General features: G+C 68.9%; 23 protein-coding genes. 9 read left to right on the top strand and 14 right to left on the bottom strand.

The annotated features are described in order from the left end of the window. The first annotated feature begins 107 nt into the window (after positions 1-107). Positions 108-2,492: an ATP-binding protein gene (locus tag HQ314_RS11440; protein WP_222650126.1), complete on the top strand. Its 2,385-nt coding sequence runs from the start codon at positions 108-110 to the stop codon at positions 2,490-2,492. 27 nt (positions 2,493-2,519) lie between these two features. Next, a complete protein-coding gene (locus HQ314_RS11435) occupies positions 2,520-3,053 on the top strand; it encodes a DUF1992 domain-containing protein (protein WP_222650125.1) in 534 nt (177 codons plus the stop codon). Here HQ314_RS11435 and HQ314_RS11430 read toward each other — a convergent pair. From HQ314_RS11430 to mrf, 5 genes are read right to left on the bottom strand one after another with little or no spacing between them, the layout of a single operon-like run. Further along, positions 2,968-4,143: a cation:proton antiporter gene (locus HQ314_RS11430; protein ID WP_027504134.1), complete on the bottom strand. Its 1,176-nt coding sequence runs from the start codon at positions 4,141-4,143 to the stop codon at positions 2,968-2,970. The two genes, HQ314_RS11435 and HQ314_RS11430, sit on opposite strands and share 86 nt — an antisense overlap. 3 nt (positions 4,144-4,146) lie before the next feature. Then, positions 4,147-4,626, bottom strand: coding sequence for a cation:proton antiporter regulatory subunit (locus tag HQ314_RS11425; RefSeq protein WP_027504135.1), 480 nt, complete (start codon positions 4,624-4,626; stop codon positions 4,147-4,149). A 17-nt stretch (positions 4,627-4,643) separates the two neighbouring features. Beyond that, a complete protein-coding gene (gene rpmF / locus HQ314_RS11420) occupies positions 4,644-4,820 on the bottom strand; it encodes a 50S ribosomal protein L32 (protein ID WP_056447007.1) in 177 nt (58 codons plus the stop codon). 3 nt (positions 4,821-4,823) lie between these two features. Then, a complete protein-coding gene (locus HQ314_RS11415) occupies positions 4,824-5,081 on the bottom strand; it encodes a type B 50S ribosomal protein L31 (RefSeq protein WP_027504137.1) in 258 nt (85 codons plus the stop codon). After that, positions 5,078-6,376, bottom strand: a complete 1,299-nt coding sequence (mrf, locus tag HQ314_RS11410) for a ribosome hibernation factor-recruiting GTPase MRF (protein ID WP_027504138.1) — start codon at positions 6,374-6,376, stop codon at positions 5,078-5,080. Before mrf ends, HQ314_RS11415 begins: the two co-directional genes overlap by 4 nt. A 141-nt stretch (positions 6,377-6,517) precedes the next feature. On the opposite strand from mrf, the gene rpmB reads away from it, so the two are divergent. The 6 genes from rpmB to HQ314_RS11380 are packed head-to-tail and all read left to right on the top strand — an operon-like array spanning position 6,518 to position 8,972. Next, complete coding sequence (rpmB, locus tag HQ314_RS11405) at positions 6,518-6,754, top strand: 50S ribosomal protein L28 (RefSeq protein WP_204866411.1); 237 nt, start codon at positions 6,518-6,520, stop codon at positions 6,752-6,754. A gap of 1 nt (position 6,755) precedes the next feature. Then, positions 6,756-6,926, top strand: coding sequence for a 50S ribosomal protein L33 (rpmG, locus tag HQ314_RS11400; RefSeq protein ID WP_204866409.1), 171 nt, complete (start codon positions 6,756-6,758; stop codon positions 6,924-6,926). Beyond that, on the top strand, positions 6,926-7,231 hold the full coding sequence (gene rpsN / locus HQ314_RS11395; protein ID WP_027504141.1) for a 30S ribosomal protein S14: 306 nt from the start codon (positions 6,926-6,928) through the stop codon (positions 7,229-7,231). Before rpmG ends, rpsN begins: the two co-directional genes overlap by 1 nt. Positions 7,232-7,243: 12 nt before the next feature. Continuing rightward, the gene (rpsR, locus tag HQ314_RS11390; protein ID WP_027504142.1) at positions 7,244-7,498 is read left to right on the top strand and encodes a 30S ribosomal protein S18; all 255 of its coding nucleotides are present in this window, start codon (positions 7,244-7,246) and stop codon (positions 7,496-7,498) included. A 32-nt stretch (positions 7,499-7,530) separates the two neighbouring features. Beyond that, positions 7,531-8,457: an AEC family transporter gene (locus HQ314_RS11385; RefSeq protein ID WP_222650124.1), complete on the top strand. Its 927-nt coding sequence runs from the start codon at positions 7,531-7,533 to the stop codon at positions 8,455-8,457. A 53-nt stretch (positions 8,458-8,510) separates the two neighbouring features. Then, entirely contained in the window at positions 8,511-8,972 is a 462-nt protein-coding gene (locus HQ314_RS11380; RefSeq protein WP_027504144.1) for a hypothetical protein, read from the top strand. Positions 8,973-8,978: 6 nt separating this feature from the next. Here the strand turns inward: HQ314_RS11380 and HQ314_RS11375 are convergent, their stop codons facing one another. From HQ314_RS11375 to HQ314_RS11365, 3 genes are read right to left on the bottom strand one after another with little or no spacing between them, the layout of a single operon-like run. Next, the gene (locus HQ314_RS11375) at positions 8,979-10,943 is read right to left on the bottom strand and encodes a VWA domain-containing protein (RefSeq protein WP_222650123.1); all 1,965 of its coding nucleotides are present in this window, start codon (positions 10,941-10,943) and stop codon (positions 8,979-8,981) included. Next, positions 10,943-12,346 (bottom strand): sigma 54-interacting transcriptional regulator, encoded by a 1,404-nt coding sequence (locus HQ314_RS11370; RefSeq protein ID WP_222650122.1) that lies wholly within the window; start codon positions 12,344-12,346, stop codon positions 10,943-10,945. Before HQ314_RS11370 ends, HQ314_RS11375 begins: the two co-directional genes overlap by 1 nt. Positions 12,347-12,394: 48 nt before the next feature. Beyond that, the gene (locus HQ314_RS11365; RefSeq protein ID WP_082544594.1) at positions 12,395-12,730 is read right to left on the bottom strand and encodes a hypothetical protein; all 336 of its coding nucleotides are present in this window, start codon (positions 12,728-12,730) and stop codon (positions 12,395-12,397) included. A gap of 67 nt (positions 12,731-12,797) precedes the next feature. On the opposite strand from HQ314_RS11365, the gene HQ314_RS11360 reads away from it, so the two are divergent. Then, entirely contained in the window at positions 12,798-13,289 is a 492-nt protein-coding gene (locus HQ314_RS11360; protein WP_204866400.1) for a glutathione peroxidase, read from the top strand. A 56-nt stretch (positions 13,290-13,345) separates the two neighbouring features. Here HQ314_RS11360 and purH read toward each other — a convergent pair whose 3' ends face one another. The 6 genes from purH to HQ314_RS11330 all read right to left on the bottom strand — a co-directional run bounded on the left by purH (position 13,346) and on the right by HQ314_RS11330 (position 20,905). Next, on the bottom strand, positions 13,346-14,947 hold the full coding sequence (gene purH, locus HQ314_RS11355) for a bifunctional phosphoribosylaminoimidazolecarboxamide formyltransferase/IMP cyclohydrolase (protein WP_222650121.1): 1,602 nt from the start codon (positions 14,945-14,947) through the stop codon (positions 13,346-13,348). Then, a complete protein-coding gene (gene purN / locus HQ314_RS11350; protein ID WP_082544624.1) occupies positions 14,916-15,560 on the bottom strand; it encodes a phosphoribosylglycinamide formyltransferase in 645 nt (214 codons plus the stop codon). Before purN ends, purH begins: the two co-directional genes overlap by 32 nt. A 106-nt stretch (positions 15,561-15,666) precedes the next feature. Further along, complete coding sequence (locus tag HQ314_RS11345; RefSeq protein WP_222650120.1) at positions 15,667-17,127, bottom strand: DUF6350 family protein; 1,461 nt, start codon at positions 17,125-17,127, stop codon at positions 15,667-15,669. A 59-nt stretch (positions 17,128-17,186) separates the two neighbouring features. Beyond that, on the bottom strand, positions 17,187-18,407 hold the full coding sequence (locus tag HQ314_RS11340) for a DUF5336 domain-containing protein (RefSeq protein ID WP_222650119.1): 1,221 nt from the start codon (positions 18,405-18,407) through the stop codon (positions 17,187-17,189). 99 nt (positions 18,408-18,506) lie between these two features. After that, positions 18,507-19,631: a dimethylsulfone monooxygenase SfnG gene (gene sfnG / locus HQ314_RS11335; RefSeq protein WP_222650118.1), complete on the bottom strand. Its 1,125-nt coding sequence runs from the start codon at positions 19,629-19,631 to the stop codon at positions 18,507-18,509. 38 nt (positions 19,632-19,669) lie between these two features. Next, on the bottom strand, positions 19,670-20,905 hold the full coding sequence (locus HQ314_RS11330; protein ID WP_027504152.1) for an acyl-CoA dehydrogenase family protein: 1,236 nt from the start codon (positions 20,903-20,905) through the stop codon (positions 19,670-19,672). Between the last annotated feature and the right edge of the window lie 36 nt (positions 20,906-20,941).

Below are 20,941 nucleotides of genomic sequence, written 5' to 3'. Positions count from 1 at the left end.
CACCTTTACACTGTACGGAGACGCGCGAGGAAGGTTCATCAGGAATGCCGGGGACGACGACAGCACACAGCGCATGACGGGTGTGCTCGCATGATGCACGTGGTCGCGTGACGACCCGCGACGAGCTGTTCCCCGGCACGGACGCCACCTCGACCGCCCATCGCGAGTTCGACTGGTCGACGACGTCACTCGGACCGGTCGAGAACTGGCCGGACGCACTGGTGACCGCCATCCGCACGCTGTTCCCGTCCGAGGTGGGACAGCTCGTGTGGTGGGGCGAGGATCTGGTCCAGCTCTTCAACCACGCCTACACCCCGATGGCAGGCGACCTGTTTCCCGAGGCCGTGGGCCAGCGCGCCGCGGACTGCTGGCGCGTCGGCTGGGAGCAGCTCGGCCCGTTGGCGCACGACGCCCTGCGCGGCACCGCCGTCCATCGCACCCGTCAGCGCGTCCTGCTGGACCGTTTCGGCTACCTCGAGGAGACGTTCTTCACGTTCTCCTACAGCCCGATCCTCGGTTCCGGCGACACGGTGAACGGGGTCTTCGTCGCCACCACCGACGTGACCCAGCAGGTGCTGGCGGAGCGCCGCATGTCGGTGCTGCACGAGCTGGGCTCGATCTCCGTGGCCTCCCGCGACATCGACGACGTCTGCCGGGCGTCACTGGACCTGCTCGCCGGCAACGAGGCCGACGTGCCGTTCGCGTCTATCCACCTCCGCACCACCCACGACGCGGAACTCGGCGAGATCCGTCCCGTCGCCTCGACGTCCACGACGCTCCCCGGTCGGCCGCACACCGCCACGACCGTCGATCGCGGCGTGATCGATCGCGTCAGCACGAGCGGTGTCGGCGAGATCGTGGGCACGACCGCCGTCGTGCTCCCCCTGCACGCGTCGTCGGGCCGACCCGTCGGCGTTCTCGTGGCCGGCATCAGCGCGTTGCGGCGCTTCGACGAGCCGTACCGCGTGTTCCTCGATCTGGTGGCCGGACGCATCTCGACGGCGCTGACGGATGCGTACTCGTATGCGGCAGAACGCCGCCGGGCTCGCGACCTGGAAGAGCTGGATGCTGCCAAGACCCGGTTCTTCGAGAACGTCAGCCACGAGTTCCGCACCCCGCTGACACTGCTCCTGGGTCCGTTGGGCGACGTGGTGGACGACCAGGAGAACCCACTGCCGCCGCACCGGGTGCGATCGCTGCAGACCGCGCGGCGCGCGGCACTGCGACTGCAGCGACTGGTGGACACCCTGCTCGACGTCGCCCGCGGCGATGCCGACGGATTCGTCGTGTCTCTCGAACCGACCGACATCGTCTCGCTCACCACGGACTGCGCCTCGATGTTCCGCGACGCGACGGCGCGGGCCGGCGTGGAACTGCACCTCGCACTCGACGACGTCACCCACCGCTTCGCCGAGATGGACCGCACGATGTGGACTCACGTGGTGATGAACCTGGTGTCCAACGCGGTCAAGTTCACGACGGCGGGATCGGTGACCGTCAGCCTGCGAGACGACGCGGACACGGTGACGTTGACGGTCACGGACACGGGACCGGGTGTCCCCGAGGCCGACCGAGCGAAGATCTTCGACCGGTTCTATCAGGTCGCGGCCGCCGCCGGTCGCAGCCGCGAGGGGTCCGGCGTCGGACTCTCCCTGGTGCGCGACCTCGTGGCCGCCCTGCACGGCACCATCGACGTGAGCGACGGCCCGGACGGCACGGGATCCACGTTCACCGTGACGCTTCCCCGCACGGTGGCGTCCGCGCCGCCCGCCTCCGACGCCACCACACAGGAGGTCGCGGAAGCGTTGGGCGCCGGGTACATCGGTGAAGCCGACACCTGGCGACCGCTGGACGGCGTCCGGACCGATCCGGCACCCGATCAGCGCCAGGTGGTGCTCGTCGAGGACAACGCCGACATGCGCGACTACCTCGTCGGACTGCTCCGCGAACAGAACTGGCACGTGACCATGTTCGCCGATGTCGACTCCGCGATGGCGCACGCCCGCGCCCACCCGCCGGACGTCATCGTCAGCGACATCATGCTGCCGGGACGCTCCGGTCTCTCGCTCGTCGACGAGGCGAGGTCCGACGGCCGGCTGGTGCGCGTCCCGATCGTGTTGCTCAGTGCACGTGCGGGATCCGAGTCGGTCGTCGAAGGCCTCCGCCTCGGTGCGGACGACTACGTGACCAAGCCGTTCCAGCCGGCGGAGCTCGTCGCACGTGTCCGGGTGCACCTCGAGCTCGCCCGGTTGCGGGAGCAGCTGCTCGGCAGCGCGCAACGCGAGGTGTCCTCGCTGCGCACGGCGCTCGACAGCCGCAGTGTCCTGAGTCAGGCAGTGGGCCTGCTGATGGTCACGCAGCGGATGTCGCCGGAGGCGGCCTTCGACCACATCGCGACGATGAGTCAGGCCGCCAACGTCAAGGCTCGGGTGATCGCGGAGCAACTGGTCCGCGACTTCGTGGAGGAGCTCGGGTCCGACCCCGTCGGATAGGCACAGCAGCGCAGGAGGTCTCGTCGCATGACGGAACGCAAGCCGTCGGACATCAGTGTCCAGACGTGGGTGGACCGGCAGATCGCGTCCGCTCAGGAGAACGGCGCCTTCGAGAACCTGCCGGGCCTCGGCAAGCCGATCCCGCCGTCGAGCACCGACGAGTTGTCCTGGGTGCGGGGGTATCTGAAGCGCGAGAACCTCTCGGGCGATGCTCTTCTGCCGACGCCGCTCCGCCTGCGCAAGGAGGTCGAGCGTCTCCCGGAGGCGCTGCGGGACGTACGGTCCGAGGACGCGGTCCGTGCGATCGTCAAGGACCTGAACGCGCGCATCATGGACTGGCTGCGGGCGCCCGTGGGACCTCAGGTACCCATCGGCCGCGTCGACGCCGACGAGGTGGTCGCGCAGTGGACCCGGGACCGGTCAGCGGCTCGGGCAGCGCTCTTGGCGAAGAAGGCATCGCTGCAACAGGCCGGTCTCATGACGTCGGACCCCGCGCCGCCAGCACGCGCAGCGTCACGGGCTCGACGACCCTGGCTGCGATGGGTCCGGCGACGGCCATGATCAGCACGTAGGCCGTGGCGAGTGCGGCCAGCTCGCTCTCCACGGCGCCGGCCGCGACGGCCAGACCCGCGATGACGATGGAGAACTCGCCGCGCGCGATCAGTGCTGCCCCGGCACGCATCCGGCCCAGCTGTCCCACGCCGATCTGCTTCGCGGCCCACGCGCCGGTGGCCACCTTGGTCACCGCGGTGATGACCGCGAGCAGCACCGCGTACCCGAGGACGGGCGGGATCGAGCGCGGGTCGGTGTTGAACCCGAACACGACGAAGAAGATGGCCGCGAACAGGTCACGCAAGGGCTCGAGCACCCGGGTGGCGGCCTGGGCGGTGGATCCCGAGATGGCGATCCCGAGCAGGAACGCACCCACGGCCGCGGACACCTGCATCGCCGACGCGATTCCGGCCACCAGGAGGGCGAGCCCGAAGACTTTCAGCAGCACCACCTCTCGGTCCCGGCTGGCGACCACCTTCGACACCACCCACCCGTACCGCAGTGCGACGACCAGCACGACGGCGACGACCAACAGGGAGATCCCCACGGCCTCGGCGCCGCCGAGAATGCTGACGCCGCCGAGCACCGCGGTGAGGATCGGCAGATAGAGCGCCATCATAAGGTCCTCGAACACCAGGATGGACAGCACGACGGGCGTCTCGCGGTTGCCCAGTCGGCCCAGGTCACCGAGCACCTTGGCGACGATGCCGGACGACGAGATGTAGGTGACACCGCCGAGCACCAGGGCGCCGATCGGTCCCCAGCCGAGAATCAGCGCTGTCACCGCACCGGGCACGAAGTTCAGCACCAGGTCGACCAGGCCCGCGGTCCACGACCGTTGCAGCCCGGTGACCAGTTCGTTCGCGGTGTACTCGAGTCCGAGGAGCAGGAGCAGCAGCACCACGCCGATCTCGCTCGCGAGATGGGTGAAGTCGTCGATGCCGTCGAGCTCGACGATGCCGCCGTTGCCGAAGAACAACCCGGCGAGCAGATAGAACGGGATGGGGGACATGCCGATCCGCGACGCGAGCCTGGCGAGCAACCCCAGCGCGAAGAAGACAGCGCCCAGCTCGGTCAGTCCGAGCGCAGTCTCTCCCACCCGTCAGCTACCGAGGATCTTCGCTGCGTGATCGAGACCGTCGCTCGTTCCGACGACGACGAGCAGGTCGCCCGAGACGAGGGTGAAGTTCGGCGGCGGCGACGGCTGGACCTGCCCCGCCCGCATGACCGCCACGATGGACACCCCGGTCTTGGTCCGCATGGCGGTGTCGCCGAGAAGTCGGCCGTCGAAGCGGGATCCCTCGTGGATCGGCAACTGCCGGGTCCGGATACCGGGGAGGTCGCGGTGCTCCTCCCCCAGCTGCGCGACGAGTTGCGGTGTGCCCAGCAGGTTGCCGAGCGCCGCCGCCTCCTCGTTCGTCAGCGTGATCGACGCCTGCGTCGAGTCCGGGTCCTCCTTCTTCGACACGATCAGCTCGTTCGTGCCGTCCTTGCGCGTGATGACCCCGATGCGTCGCCCCGTGGACAACGCGAAATCCTTGCGTACCCCGATGCCGGGAAGCAGGGTGACGTCGACGTTCATGCGGCGATGCTAGCCCCTCAGGTCAGTCGTGACGGGTCCAACAGTCCCGTCTGCACCGCCTTCACCAGCCGACGCGGCACCCGGTGCGTCACGCCGCCGACGGTGACGGACACCAGATCCGGCGGCGTCGCCTTCCACTGCGAGCGTCGACTGCGCGTGTTCGAGCGAGACATCTTCCTCTTGGGAACAGCCACGGGTCAGGCCTTTCTCGTGCGGGTGCCGTAGCGACGCTCGAACTTCTCGACGCGTCCCTGCGTGTCCATCACCCGCGCCGCGCCGGTCCAGAACGGGTGCGACTCGTTGGTGACGTCGACGACCACCAGCGGATATGTGCGACCGTCCGAGTACTCGACGGTGCGATCGCTGGTGACGGTCGACCTCGTCAGGAACATCGATCCCGTCCCGGAGTCCTGGAACACGACCGGATGGTAGTCCGGATGTACGTTCTTCTTCACTGTGCAGCCCTTCTGTCGTCGTCCGCCCCGACGGCGGAACTGTCTGTCTCGCAGGGATCTTCGTGGTACTGCCCGAAAGGGTCGGCCCACTCGGCCCAGAGCTCGGGAGTCTCGAGCTCGTCCGGCGTGAGCAGCGCGTCGGACAGCGCCGCGTACACGTGCTCGGGATCTGCCTCGTGCACCAGCACCACCAGCGACTGCGCGCGGTCCCCGTACTCCTCGTCCCATGCGAGTGCGGCGAGAGCGCGGCGGGCGGTGGGCGCCTCCTCGTAGTCGTCCGGTGCCATGGCCGCGAGCCACGAGCCCGCGGAGGCAACCCGGAGCCCACCGCCGGCGGACTCGAGCCACAGCACGGCGTCGGGTTGCGTGGCCACCCACAGCCGACCGCGGGTGGCGACGACACCGTCGAGGAGAACATCGATCGCGTCGTGCAGCCGGCCCGGGTGGAACGGCCGTCGGTCCGTGAACTCGACCAGGGTGACGCCGCACTCCGCCGACAGCGGCGGCTGCCCGTCGAGCAGTGGCGCGTGGGCGTCGTCGACGAGTCCTCGCCGCGCCGTCGCCGGAACGCGGGCCAGCAGGTCTCGCGGACGTTCGCCCGGCAGGATCCAGACCCGCGGCGCGCGTGGTGCGAGCCGCGCCAGTACCGCATCGAGGCGCGCGGCGTCCCACCGATCGACTCCGGTGTCCGCGACGACCAGCAGGTCGGATCCTCGAACGGTGCCGACGGCGACCTGCGCGACGGTGCGGTCGTCGAGAAGATCCACGACCTGACCGCCGTCGGGCCCGGGCGGGAACGCCCGTTCGCCGACGAGCTCGTCGCCGGTGGCGTCGGACAGCCAGGTCGCGCCGTCGACGCAGCCGACGACCGCCTCGATGCGCACGTCTCGCGACGCCGTGGCGTCCACCCGGCCGACCATGCCGGTGACGACGGTGTTCTCGATCGCCCAGCAGATCGCCTCGACCTCCAGCGAGGGATCGACCCGGACGACGATGCGTCGCACGGACGAGTCCGCGGAGACCGATCGCAGCAGGGGCAGCAGATCCTCCCGCAGCAGGCAGGAGACGCAGCACCCGAGACCCGCCAGGTCGACGACCCGGGTGGTCGGCGTGCCGTCGTCGTCCATCCGGACCGTCCGCCGCCGCACGACACCGACGGTGGCGTCGGAGAGGTCGTGGTGCAGGACGATCGTGCCCGGCTCCTGGAACGTCGCGCTCACCGCGGCGCCGAGATCCTCCGGCCCGCACACCACGACCAGGGGCGTTCTCCTGTCGGGCGCCTCGAGGTTCTCCATCGGCACTGCACGTCCTTTCGGTTCTTCGAGTTGTCGACAACGATTGTCAGTTACCGGCGTCCGAGCGTACAGTTCCGACACAGCGCTTGTCGACAACTGTTGTCGATAAAGTCACCAGTCGACAGAGAGGAAGGGTCCGCGATGTCCGCGCACTGCGACGTCACAGGACGGGTACCGAGCTTCGGGAAATCCGTCTCGCACTCCCACCACCGCACGAGCCGAAGATGGAACCCCAACGTGCAGCACAAGACCTACTTCGTACCGAGTCTCGGCCGACGAGTGCGGCTGACGGTCTCGGCGAAGGGGATCAAGACCATCGACCGCGACGGCATCGATTCCGTCGTGACTCGTCTGATCGCAGCCGGAAAGAGGTTCTGACATGGCGAGCAAGAGCACCGACGTCCGGCCGATCGTGAAACTGAAGTCGACCGCCGGCACCGGCTACACCTACGTCACTCGCAAGAACCGGCGCAACGACCCCGACCGGTTGGTGCTGCGCAAGTACGACCCCGTCGTGCGTCGACACGTCGATTTCCGGGAGGAACGCTGATGGCCAAGAAGTCGAAGATCGCCCGCAACACCCAGCGGGCCGAGATCGTCGCCCGCCACGCGGCACGTCGCCACGAGCTCAAAGAGCTGATCCGGAGGCCCTCGACGAGCGACGAGGACCGGTTCGCGGCGCAGCGGGCTCTCCAGCGTCTACCGCGCGATGCGAGTCCGGTAAGATTGCGCAATCGAGACGCTGCGGACGGTCGCCCGCGCGGGTACCTCCGGAAATTCGGACTCTCCCGCATCGGCGTTCGAGAGAGAGCACATCGCGGGGAACTTCCCGGCGTCCACAAGAGCAGTTGGTGAGATGGAGAACTCATGGCAGTGAAGAGGGGCCCGTCCAAGAAGGATCGGGTCGAGAAGGATCGCAAGCCCAAGAAGAACCCGCTCATCGCGGCGGGCATCACCGAGGTCGACTACAAGGACGTGAACCTGCTGCGTCAGTTCATCTCCGATCGCGGCAAGATCCGTAGTCGCCGTGTCACCGGACTGACCCCCCAGCAGCAGCGTCAGGTCGCCACCGCCGTGCGCAACGCACGCGAGATGGCGCTCCTCCCGTTCACCACCCGCTGAGTGTCGACCGGTAGGGGCTGACAGGCCCCGCCGTGTCAGGAGTTCTCGCCGGATTCACCGTCATCTTCGTGGTCGTCTTCATCGGCTACGTCGTCGCCCGTACGGGCGTACTCGGTGAGTCCGGCGGACTCGTTCTGGGGCGGATGGTGTTCTTCGTCGCCACCCCGGCACTGCTGTTCGACACCCTCGCCCGCGCCGACCTGTCGGTGATCTTCTCCCCCACACTTGCCATCACGGCCGTGGGGGCTCTGCTCGTCGGTGCCCTGTATCTGGTGATCGCCCTGACGATCACGAAGCGCAGGGTCCCCGAGGCCACCATCGGAGCGCTCGCCGCGTCCTACGTCAACGCGGCCAACCTCGGCATCCCCATCGCCGTGTACGTCCTGGGCGACGCCTCGTTCGTCGCGCCGCTGCTGCTCTTCCAGATCATGATCTATTCGCCGCTGGCCCTGACGATCCTGGACGTGTCGACGTCGTCGCGACGCACCTCGCTGGTCGGTGTCGTGGCAGCCCCGTTCACCAACCCGATCGTCCTCGCCGGCCTCGCCGGACTGGCGCTCGCCGTGACGGGTCTGAGCCTGCCCGATCCCGTGATGCAGCCGTTCGCTCTGCTCGGCGGCGCCAGCGTGCCGGGCGCACTTCTCGCCTTCGGGATGTCGTTGCAGGGCGTGCGTGTGCTCGAGCGGGGAGCCGGACCGCGCCGCGACGTCGCGCTGGCGACTTTTCTCAAGATCGCCGTGCTGCCCGTCCTCACCTACGTCCTGGCGCGGTGGGTGTGGCGCATCGACGGCCACGACCTCTTCGCCGTGGTGGTGATAGCAGCGCTTCCCACCGCCCAGAACGTGTTCATCTACGCCACCCGCTACGGCCGCGGAACCGTGCTGGCACGCGACACCGCGTTCGTCACGACGCTGGTGTCCGTTCCCGTCATCGCCCTCGTCGCCGCGCTGCTCGCGTGACCGTGGGAGCGAGCTCGGCCGGGCCCGCGCGCGGCCGCGCTACCGTGGAGGTCATGAGGTCGTTCGCCCTGGGGCTGCTGTTGTGTGTCGCACTCGGCGGATGCGGCTCCTCCGACCCCGGCGACGCCGGCGACCTCGAGACCGGCGCGGCGTCCCCCACCGACCTCGTGCCCGTCCCCGGCTCACCGCCGGTTCCCCACGAGGTGGCCGCGGACCAGGTGGGCACCGAGTTCACACCCGGCGCGTCGCTGGTGATGGCGCAGTCCACACCGTTCGAGGCGTGGACCGCGCTGCCGGGCAACCGGATCGCGGTGCACTTCGTCACCGGCACTCCCGAGTGCTACGGCGCCGACGCGACCGTGGAGGAGACCGAGGAGACGGTGGTGGTCACCGTCCGGACCGGCACCCTCGAATCCGCGAAGGACAAGTCCTGCATCATGATCGCCGTGTACGGGACCATGGAGCTGCAGCTCGCGGCCCCGGTGGGCACCCGCACGGTGCTCAACGGGACCTGAGCCGGCTCAGCGCTTCCTGCGGGCGCTCAGATAGTCGCTCACCACCGCGGCACCGAGTCCGTCCAGATCGGGTGCGACGACCCGCCCGCCCACGCGCTGGGCCATCCGGTCCACGACGCGGGCCAGACCGGGATCGTCTCCCAGCCGGAAGATCGTCACCTGCGCACCGATCTTCGCCAGGTTATCGAGCTCCCTGACCGTCAACCCGAGGGTCCGCGGATGCGGCGGATAATCGAAGAAGGCGTGGCCGTCTGGTTCGAGATGGGCGGTCGGCTCGCCGTCCGTGACGATGAGCACCACGGGTTGGGCGTTGGGATTGCGCCGCAGGTGCGCCGTGGCCAGCATCAGCGCGTGGTGCAGGTTGGTGCCCTGGTCCCACGCGCCGTCGAGCCCCGCCAGTTCCGACGGTGTGAGCGTCTGCGCGTGTCGTCCGAAACCGATCATCGTCAGATCGTCGCCGCGGAACCGCGTGCTGACGAGGTGATTCAACGCCAGCGCCGTCCGCTTCATCGGAACCCAGCGACCCTCCATCACCATGGAGAACGACGTGTCCACCAGCAGGGCCACCACGGCCTGTGACCGTTGCTCGGTCTCGCTGATCTCGACGTCGGTGACGGCCAGACGCACTCCGGTCTCGCCGTCTCCGCGAGGTTCCGTCGCGGTGCGCAGGACGGCGTTGGTCACCGTCCGGACGACGTCCCACGGCTCGGTGTCGCCGAATTCCCAGGCGCGCGACGCACCGGTGGGCTCGCCCATCGCGCCCGCTCGGCGGGTGTCACGCTCACCACGGCGCGATGCCATGCCGCCCGCGACGTCCTTCAGAGCCGATTGCCCCAACTGCCGCATGGCCTTCGGGGACAGGCGCCACTGTCCGTCGGCCCCCTTGTCGAGGAAACCCTCCTGCTGCAACGCCTTCTCCAGGTCCGCCAACGTCCGCGCGTCCGCGGCCGCCTCCGGACCCAGTTGGCGCAGCAACGCATCGGCGTCGATATCGTCGAGCGCCGCACCGTTGTACTGCTGCGAGAGCTGGTCCCCCAGCTCCTCGAGTTCGGCGATGTCCTGCAGCACACCGGTCCCGTCGCCGAGTCCCATGCCCTCCTGACCGCGGAACTTCTGGGCGGAGTCCCAGTCCTCCCCCGGCCGGGCCGACTGCAGATTCGCGTCGAGTCGCGACAGCTGGTCCATCAGGTCCTGGCTGCCGAAGGCCTGCTGCGCCAACGCGTCCAGCTCGGCACGCTGCTCCGCGGAGAGCGAGTTCCGCAGCCTCTGCGCTGCCGCGGACCGCTCCGCGAGAGCATCGATCAGGTCGTCGATGGTCTCGGGATTCTCGGGGAAGAACTCACCGTGATCGCGCATGAACTTCTCGAACTGCTCGTCGGTGTTCTCCCCGCGCGCATGGGCGTCGAGCATGTCGTTGAGATCGGACAGCATCTCGGCGACCCGAGCACGGTCCTCCTCGGTGGCCCCCTCGAGTGCCTGCTTCATGCCCTTGAATCGTTGATCGAGCACCTCGCGGCCGAGCAGATCCTTGATCTTCTCGTAGTTCTCCCGCGCCTCGCTGCTGCGCCAGTCGTAGTCGGCGAGCTCCCGCACGGCCTGCGCCGTCGACGGAGGCAGTTCGGCGATCTGCATCTCCTGGAAGCGGGCGTCGTCGTCCAGCGCACGGGCCAGGGTCTTGCGCTCCTCGAGGACCGCCTCGTCCAACAGCTCGCGCACCTCCTGCAGGGTGCCGTCGAGATTCTTGTTCTTCAGCAGTTCCCGCCGACGACGGTTCGCCCGCGCGGCGAGATCGTCCAGGCCGCGCATGTTCTTCGTCCCGCGACGCAACATCTCCTGCATCGCGCGGCGCGGCGACGCACCTTCGAGAACGTCCTGACCGATCGCGTCGAGCGCCTCCCGCAGATCGACGGGTGGCGCCAGCGGATCCGGACCGTCGACGTACGGCCCGTACCGGGAGTTGTGGCCCGCCATCAGCTGTACACCGTCTGCCCGTCGTCGCCGGTGTCCTTGCCGATGCGACGTGCGAGGTAGAGACCCTCGAGCGCGAGCTCGACAGCCGCGGCGCGCTCACCGTCGGAGGTCGCGCCCAGACGCTCGGCGATCTCGTCGATGACAGGAAGATCCGGCAACTCGTTCAGCAGCACCTTCGCGGTGACTCGATCACCGGTGATCACGGGCTCACCCTGCTCGACGGCCGTGACGAGAGGGCCCAGGTCGATACCGCCGAGCGAGTCCCGTGCGGTGTCGGCTGTGGCCCGCCGCAGCAGGTGGTTCAGAACCTCGATCTCCCGTCCCTCCTCGCCCGACTCGAACTCCACCTTGCCCCGCAGGACGTCGACGATCGTCTGGGTGTCGACGGGTCGAGCCACCGGATCGGACTCGCCCAGCACGGCGGCACGGTGCACGGCGGCCGCGCCGACGGTCTCGGCGGCGGCGACGGCGAACCGAGCCGAGACGCCGGAACGCTGGTCGACCGACGGCGATTCACGCAGCAGCCGGGTGAACCGCGCCAGCACCTCGAGCACGTGCGGCGGCACGACTGCGGTGAGGTCGGCCTCCTGCTCGATGACCGCGATCTCGTCGGTCAGCAGGATCGGATAGTGGGTGCGGATCTCGGCGCCGAACCGGTCCTTCAGCGGAGTGATGATCCGACCGCGGTTGGTGTAGTCCTCCGGGTTCGCACTCGCGACGAGGAGCACGTCGAGGGGCAACCGCACCGTGTAGCCACGGATCTGGATGTCGCGCTCCTCCATCACGTTGAGCAACGACACCTGGATGCGCTCGGCGAGGTCGGGCAGCTCGTTGATCGCCACGATCCCGCGGTGGGTACGCGGCACGAGGCCGAAGTGGATCGTCTCCGGATCGCCCAGGCTGCGGCCCTCGGCGACCTTCACGGGGTCGACGTCGCCGACGAGGTCGGCCACCGACGTGTCCGGGGTCGCCAGCTTCTCCGAGTACCGCTCGGAGCGATGGCGCCAGGACACCGGCAGATCGTCGCCGAGTTCGGCTGCCCGGCGGATCGAGGCGGGGGTGATGGGGTCGTAGGGATGCTCACCGAGCTCGGAGCCGTCGATGACGGGCGTCCACTCGTCGAGCAGCGTGGCGAGGGTACGGAGCAGGCGGGTCTTGCCCTGCCCGCGCTCGCCGAGGAGAACGACGTCGTGCTGGGCGAGGACTGCGCGTTCGATCTGCGGAAGGACGGTGTTCTCGAATCCGAGAATGCCGGGCCATGCGTCGCGGCCCTCGCGCAGGGCGTCGAGCAGGTTGTCGCGGAGTTCGTTCTTGACTGTCTTCTGGACGTGTCCCGACGCGCGGAGTTCACCGAGGGTGGTCGCGCGCGGGTGTGGATCTCGACTACTGGGAGACTGGGTCACCCTTCCAACGTACGAGCGTCGAGCCGTTTCGGCACGTGCACAGCTCGATCAGTGCCCCGACGGGTCCGTCAGGTCCTTGCCCTCGGCGTTCTTGACGCGCTTGCGTTCGAGCAGGATCAACGTCAGACCGGCGGCCCAGAGGATCACGGTGGCCGGGAACAGGATCATCACCCACCCCTCGAAACCGCCTCCTGCGGCAGTGAGCCCGAGACCCATGGCCCCGAGGCCCAGTGCGATGAGGAAGTAGCCGGGCCAGTTCCGGGCATCGGCGATGGCCTCGCCGGCGTGTGCGCGGAAGGTCCGCTCGTCGTCGCGAGGCTCGCGCTCCGAGCTGCCCTCCTTCATTCCGCCGTCCGGGTCGCCGTCACGGTGGTCCTGAGTCATGGCCCGCGTCTACCCTCGCCGAGAACAGACCAAACACGATGTGGCCTCCTGCCGGTAGCGTCGAGCGGTGACCGAGACCAGTGCATACGACTTCACCGCCACGACCATCGACGGCGAGCCCGTCGACCTCGCCGCCTACAAGGGCAAGCCGCTCCTCATCGTCAACACCGCTTCGCAGTGCGGATTCACGCCGCAGTACGAGGGCCTCGAGGTGCTGAACAAGACGTACGGGCCGCAGGGGCTGGTGGTTCTCGGCTTCCCGTGCGATCAGTTCGGGCACCAGGAGCCCGGCGACGCCGACGAGATCAAGAACTTCTGCTCGCTGCGGTACGACGTCACGTTCCCGATGCACGAGAAGATCGAGGTGAACGGCGACGGCGCGCACCCGCTCTACAAGTGGCTGCGCGACCAGAAGTCGGGCGTGCTGGGCAGCCGGATCAAGTGGAACTTCACCAAGTTCCTCATCGACGCCGACGGCAAGGTGGTCGACCGTTTCGGGCCGACCACCAAGCCGGAGAAGCTCGCGAAACCCATCGAGAAGGTTCTCGCTAAGGGCTGAGCCCGGGGGGTCGAAGTTCGGGGGGTCGAAGTTCGGGGGGTCGAGGTTGGGAGAGGTCAGTGTGCGAAGTGGCGTGACCCGGTCAGGTACATGGTCACGCCCGCCTCGCGCGCTGCCTCCACGACCTCGGTGTCGCGGATCGATCCGCCGGGCTGCACCACCGCCGCCACCCCCGATGCGGCGAGGATCTGGAAGCCGTCGGGGAACGGGAAGAAGGCGTCCGACGCGGCCACGGCGCCCGTGGTGCGGTCGCCGGCGCGGCGCACGGCCAGTTCGGCGGAATCGACCCGATTGACCTGTCCCATGCCCACTCCCACGGACGCACCGTCCGCGGCGATGAGGATGGCGTTGGACTTGACGGCGCGGCACGCCTTCCAGGCGAACTCGAGGTCGGCCAGCACTGCCTCGTCGGCGGGCTCGCCCACGGCCAGGGTCCACCCCGACGGATCGTCGCCCGCGGCGTCGAGACGGTCACGGTCCTGCAGCAGCAGGCCGCCCGAGATCTGCTTGATCTCCGGCACCGCCGTCGGCGGCTCGCACACGAGGACGCGGATGTTCTTCTTGCGCTGCAGCACTCCCAGCGCGCCGTCGGCGTAGGACGGGGCGATGATGACCTCGGTGAAGATCTCGGCGACCTGCTCGGCCATCTCGACGGTGATCTCGCGGTTGGACGCGATGACGCCGCCGTACGCGCTCACCGGATCGCAGGCGTGCGCCTTGCGATGCGCCTCGGCGATGGAGCCGGACGCCGACACCGCGATGCCACACGGGTTGGCGTGCTTGATGATCGCCACGCACGGGAGATCGTGGTCGAACGCGGCACGCCAGGCGGCGTCACCGTCGGTGTAGTTGTTGTACGACATCTCCTTGCCGTGCACCTGCTCCGCCTGCGCGATGCCGGCGGGAGCGGACGGGTCGACGTACAGAGCGCCGGCCTGGTGCGGATTCTCGCCGTAGCGCAGAACCGAGGCGCGCTCGTAGGTCGCGCCCATCCATGCCGGGAAGTGCTCGGACTCGTCGGAACCGCCGGCGACGAGGACGTCGGTCATCCAGGACGCCACCGCGACGTCGTATGCTGCGGTGTGCTGGAACGCCTTGGCGGCCAGCGCGATTCGCTGCTCGAGCGTGAAGCCGCCACCCTGCACCGCGGTCAGCACGTCGGCGTAGCGAGCGGGATCCACCACGACCGCCACCGACGGATGGTTCTTCGCCGCGGCGCGGACCATGGACGGGCCACCGATGTCGATCTGCTCCACGCACTCGTCCGGACTCGCACCGGACGCCACCGTCTCGGTGAACGGGTAGAGGTTGACGATGACGAGCTCGAACGGAGCGACGCCCAACTCGTCGAGCTGCGCGAGGTGTTCCGGCTTGCGCGTGTCCGCCAGGACGCCGGCGTGCACGCGCGGATGCAGCGTCTTCACGCGGCCGTCCAGGGTCTCGGGGAAGCCGGTGAGGTCTTCGACCCGAGTCACCGGTACGCCCGCGGCGGCGATGCGCCCGGCGGTCGATCCGGTGGACACGATCTCCACCCCGGCGGCGTGAAGGCCCACGGCCAGCTCGTCCAGACCGGTCTTGTCGTAGACGCTGACGAGTGCGCGCGAGACGGCGCGCGTGTTCTCTGGGTTAGTCACTGGGGATCTGGGCCTTTCGTCCATCGGTGATGACTCCGCGTGTGGCGACGGCGGCGACCACGTCGATCAGCAGCCGTCGTTCGACGATCTTGATGCGCTCGTGCAACGACTCCTCGGTGTCGCCGTCGAGCACCGGAACAGCTTCCTGCGCCACGATGGGCCCGGTGTCCACACCGTCGTCCACAAGGTGGACGGTGGACCCGCTGACCTTCACACCGTGGGCGAGGGCGTCGGCCACCGCGTGCGCGCCCGGGAACGACGGCAGCAGTGCGGGGTGGGTGTTGACGATGCGGCCACCGAAGCGTGCGAGGAACACCGGCCCGAGGATCCGCATGAATCCCGCACTCACGACGAGATCCGGTGACCAGGAGTCCACGACCTCGGTGAGGGCGGCATCCCACTCCGCACGCGAACCGTGGTCCGACACGGCCACTCGCCGGGACGGCAGCCCTGCGCCCTCGGCGCCGCACGGGCGATCCACCACCACGGCGACGACCTCGGCCGGGAACTCGGGAGCGGACGCGGCCTCGACCAACGATCCGAGCAGTGATCCGACCCCCGAGGCGAGGACGACGACGCGGGCCGGGAGGTCCCGCCCGGGTGTCGAACGCGGGGCAGACAGCGTGCTTCTCCTCAGCTGCTCGGGCGGGTCAGGTGCTCTGTCGGCGTGGGATCACGCCGACAGGAAGCCTAGACGGCCGCCGTTCGCCTCCTCGATCGGCCTCGCTCGGGGACGACGCGCGTCAGGGAGCGGTGTCGGTGCCGCCGGGCTTCTCGGGCTCGGCCGACTCGTCCGGCAGGTCGACGATCTCGGCGTCGACGACGTCCGCCTCCACGGCATCGTCTTCGGTCTCGACGGTGTCGGTGTCGGTGTCGGTGTCGGTGGTCTCGGCTTCGGTCTCGGCTTCCACGATGTCCGTGTCCGTCGGCGCGGCGGCCGGGGCTGCGGGGAGGGCGGCCGGCTCACCGAGCATCGATGTGCCCGCGGAGTCGTCGGATTCACTCTCCTCGGCTTCGTTGTCCTCGTGCCATCCGTGGATGTCGTGGCGCCGCATCGACCAGGCGGTGACGGCCGCGGTGAGCGCGCCCACCACGAGGCACCACGCGAAGGTGGTGACGCCGAGGAGCGGCGCGTCGACACCGAGATGGCCGAACGTTCCCACCGAGCCACCGGCGACGACGCCGATCAGGACGGCCGCCACGCTCACGCAGACCGCGGCGGCGGCGGCACTGCGCACCGCGTCCGCCAGGGACGTCGTCGCACGAGCACACGCACGCCCGAGCACCACGGCGGCGAGTGCGGGGACGACGAGCATGACCGGCCACCACACCTGGGCCGACGATTCGGGCATGACTGCCAGCACCGGGACGGCAGGAAGCTGACCGCCGGTCGTCTCGGTGACGGAGACCATCGCCGCGCCCACGTGGGCGGACGACCCGGTGACGACCGACGACGCCGCCACCACGATGTTGGGCAGATACAGCACCGAGATCGCGGTCAGACCCAGCGCTCCGCCGATCCCGCCGCCGGACTCGAGCAGCGTGCCGAGCGTGGAGAAGGACAGCACGAGAGAGGTGGCGACGACGACGGCGCCACCGGCGAGCAGCACCGCTCCGGCACGCGCCGCCGGAGCGAAGGACGCTGCGAGCCACGGCGGCAGGACCACCGTGCGCATGAGTGAGGGCCAGGTACCGCGGATGCAGCCGATCGCCGCACCGATGCCGTGCACGAGGATGACCCACCCGAAGGTGGCGAGTGCGTTGGGCGTGCTCAGGGCGATGACGGTGGACGCGTCGTGAATCATCGCGAGCATCACCGCCGCCATCGCGAGCGGACCCGCGATCGCCGCGCCGACGACCCATCCGATGTCGCGACGGGTGGAGGCGTCGGTCAGTGGCCGCGCGACCGCCGACGACACCGCGTGCACCAGCACGAGAGTGGGCAGCAGCGGAAGGATCGACAACGTCGCACCGGCGATGCCCAGCGGCACCTGATGCACGGCCAGCCACGTGGCGGCCAACGCTCCGAACGTCCCCGTCAGGTCGCTGTTCGCGGAGACGAGCGTCACCAGCACCACGGCCGTGACGACGGCCAGGAGTAGCCCGACGGGCCGGAACGCCACGGTGAGCAGCATTCGAGCCTCGTCGGGACTCGGACCGAAACGGCCCCGCGTGTGCGGTTCGCGATCGAGTAGTGAGGTCATCACCGATCAGGTTCTCACCGTCGGCGCGGTGGAGAACCTAGGCGCGCCGACGACGTGGTTCAGCGGCGGTCGTCCGACCGATCGCCGAAGTCGAGTGCGCGGGTGGCTTCCGGTGCCTGCTGCTCGGGCGCCTGCTGCTCGGGCGTGTGATCCTCCGTGCTCGGCTGCTGCGCGGACGACTGCTCACCGGTGGGAGGTGTCGCGGACTCCGCCGATGCGGCGTGCGCGGGGGCGGTGTCCGCGGCGGTCTGGCCGACTGGCTGCCCGTAGCGCTCGGTCGGGGCGCTGTAGGGCGATCCGTAGCCCTGCGGCTGGCCGTATCCCTGCTGACCGTAGGCGCCGGGCTGCGCCTGACCCTGCTGGCCGTACCCCTGCTGGCCGTAACCCTGCGGCTGCCCGTAGGCACCCGGCTGCCCGTAACCCTGGGGCTGGCCGTAGCCCTGGGGCTGGCCGTAGGCACCCGGCTGCCCGTAACCCTGGGGCTGCCCGTAACCCTGCGGCTGGCCATAGCTCTGCGGCTGCCCGTAACCCTGCTGGCCATAGGCGCCCTGCTGGCCGTATGCCTGTTGGCCATATGCCTGCTGCCCGTAGTTCTGCTGGCCCGGACCCTGCTGTCCCGGGCCACCCGGCTGGCCGAACTGCTGCTGCTTCGGACGCGGCGCCGGAACCGTCACGACTCCCGAGTCGACGAGAAGCGCACCGACGGCCGCGGCCACCTGCGCGATCGCCAGGATCAGCACCAGGATCGACCCGATGCCGATACCGACGCGGACGGTCTCACCGAAGGCGGTGAACGCCGCCCCGCGGTTCACCAGCTGGAAGATCAGCGTGAGCAACGCGGTGACGGACAGCGCCGCGACCAGTCCCCGCGACGTCGTCTGCCGCGGCAGGAGGCCCGCGGCCGTGACGAGCGCAGCGAGGAGGAGCAGCGCCACGGACGTCGGGTCGCCCAGCTCGCGTTCGAAGAAGTTGGAGGACTCACCGCCGAGCGCGAACTGCGCGGACAGACCGAGCAGGAACGCGAGGACACCGGTGCCGACGACGACGTACGACGCGATACGGGCGACCTGCGTCGTGCGCGCCGCGATCTGCTCGGTCGTGTTGTCGTCGGCGCCGGCCGCGTCCGCGTCGACGGACGGGGTCGCAGCGCCGTCAGTGCGGTCGATCGACGCTGAACGGTCGTCGACCTGCCCGGTCTCCGTGGACGGGTCTCCGAAGGTGGTCGTCCGCGGGTCCGTCCGGCCGTGGTCGTGGTCGGGTCCCCCTGGTGAGAAGGTCATCTCGATTCCTCTTCCTCGGTGCTGGTCGTCGGTCGGCCGCCGACTGCGGCGGCCGCGCCGCTCACCAACACTACGGACCCGCGGTGAGTGACTCCTCGCTCAGGCGACGCCGACGGGTTCGCGGTCACTCGCCCGCGCGGCCTCGATCTCCCGCACCAGCGGCAGAATCTTCGCTCCGAAGTACTCGATCTCCTCCTGGAAGTGCAGGAAACCGCCGAGGATGAGGTCCACGCCGCGGTCGCGGTAGTCGACGATGCGCTTCGCCACCTGTTCGGGCGTACCGATCAGCTGGGTCTTGAAGCCGTCGTTGTACTGCACGAGGTCCTCGAAGCTCGAGTCGGCCCACATGCCCTTCTTGTCCGACGTCGAACTGCCGGCCTGCTGCACGGCACCGCGGAACCCCTCGACTGCCGGCTTATTCGCCTTCTCGATGATCTCGCGGAGGGTGTCCCTCGCCTCCTTCTCGGTGTCGCGGGCGATGATGAAGCCGTTGAGACCGAACTTCACCTCACGCTGATGGGCCCGTGCGACGCGCCGCACGTCGTCGATCTGCTCGGTGATGCCGTCGAAGTCCTTGCCGTTGGAGAAGTACCAGTCGGAGTACCGACCTGCGTTCTCCCGTGCCGCCGACGAATTACCACCCTGGAACAGTTCGGGATTGGGACGCGCGGGCGTGTTGAGCGGTTTCGGCTTGAGCGTGAAGTCGTGGATGCGGTAGAAGTCGCCGCGGAAATCGACGTCGTCCTCGGTCCAGATCTTGCGCAGCACCTGCAGGAATTCGGCGCTGCGTCGGTAACGCTCGTCGTGTTCGAGCCAGGGCTCACCGAGATGCGTGAACTCGTCTTTGAACCATCCACTCACCACATTGACGGCGAAGCGTCCGTTGGACAGATGGTCTGCTGTCGCACCGAGTTTCGCGAGCACGGCCGGTTGCCAGAGCCCGGGATGCACGGCGGCGATGACCTTGAGGCGCTCGGTCGCGAGGAGCAGTCCCAGACTGAAACTCGTGGACTCGTGTTGAAACTCGGCTCCGTAGCTGGCCTCGTACCGGACCTGGCTCAGCGCGTACTCGAACCCGTTGTTCTCCGCCGTCTGCGCGAGCTTCTTGTTGTACTCGAACTCCCAGCTGGTGCGTTGCTCGATGTCGCTGGTGACGAGGCCACCACTGACGTTGGGCACCCAGTAGGCGAACTTCACTTCGTCGGCGATCTTCTCTGTACTCATGCAGTCCTCGGTTCGATAATAGTGCGCGACATATGATTTCAGGAGTACCAGGTGGGCTGGGGCAACTCGCCGGTGAGCACGTGGCGGCCGACCTCGCGGCGCTTGTAGGCCACCGGATCGTGCAACGTGTGCGTGCGCACGTTGCGCCAGAAACGGTCGAATCCGTGACTCGACGCGGTGGCGCGGGCGCCGAGCCCCTCGAAGATGCCCGACGTGATCTCCAGGGCGACCTCCGTGGCGCGTGCCTTCGCCGCGGCGACGCGCACCTCGTGCTCGCCGCGCTCGTGCTCGGTGACGGTCCAGGCGTTCTCGTGGATCCGCTGCTGCTCCGCGGCCACGGCGTCCGCGAGAGCCTCTGCGGCCCAGAGCTTCGCGGTCAGGTCTCCGTACAGGTCGATGATGTAGGGCTCGTCGAGCGCGTTGTCCACGGTGCTGTGCAGCCACGCTCGCGTGGTGGTGCGCGTGTAGTCGGCAGCGGTCTCGAGGGCTCCGCGTGCGATGCCGAGGTAGAAGTTGACGAACACCAGCTGGATGATCGGGACGTTGAGGGTGTTGTAGACCCGCGGCTCGAACGCCTTGTTCGCGAATCCGGCGGCCGAGCTCCAGTCGGTGCGGACGTGATCGATGGTGACACTGCCACTCTCGGTGCGACGCTGACCGATGTTGTCCCAGTCGTCGTGGAACGTCAGGCCCTCGGAGTTCGACGGAACGATGGCGAAGACGTGGGTGTCGGTACCGGCGAGCACCCCCTCGAGCACGGTCACGTCGGAGACACGACTGCCCGTGGAGAACGTCTTGGCACCGTTGTAGACGATCGTGTCGCCCTCGTCGGTGATCTCGACGTCGTTGTCGCGCGGGTTGACCGCGCCGCCGAAGAACCAGGTGTTCTCGGTGGCGGCTTGTTCGACGGCAGCGATCTGCTCCTTCGTCCCGACCAGACGTGCCGCCCAGAACCACAGCAGGTGGTAGCCGAGCAGCTGTCCGATCGACCCGTCGGCGGCGGCCACGGCGCGGATCACCTGGTAGGCGGTCTCCCAGGTCTGCCCGCCACCACCGAACTCGATCGGCCCGAGAATCGTGACCAGACCGGACTCCTTCAACAACGTCACCTCCTCGTGCGGCGCCTCGGTGGCGCGATCACGGGCGACGGCGTCGACGGCGAGGATCGCGGCCACCTCGTGGGCACGGTCGATCCATTCCGCGGACGTCGTGGGAGCGGTGGTCCAGCGCGGTTCGGTGGCGGCGCCGGCGGGGCGGGTGTCGGTGATCGTCATGCCCGGAAGTACATCGCCCGGGTCGATGCGGAACCA

Source organism: Rhodococcus sp. BP-332 (assembly GCF_019836065.1).
Lineage (GTDB): Bacteria > Actinomycetota > Actinomycetes > Mycobacteriales > Mycobacteriaceae > Rhodococcoides.
The sequence above is the reverse complement of the archived record's forward strand: the minus strand, read 5'-3'. Positions and strand labels throughout refer to the sequence as shown.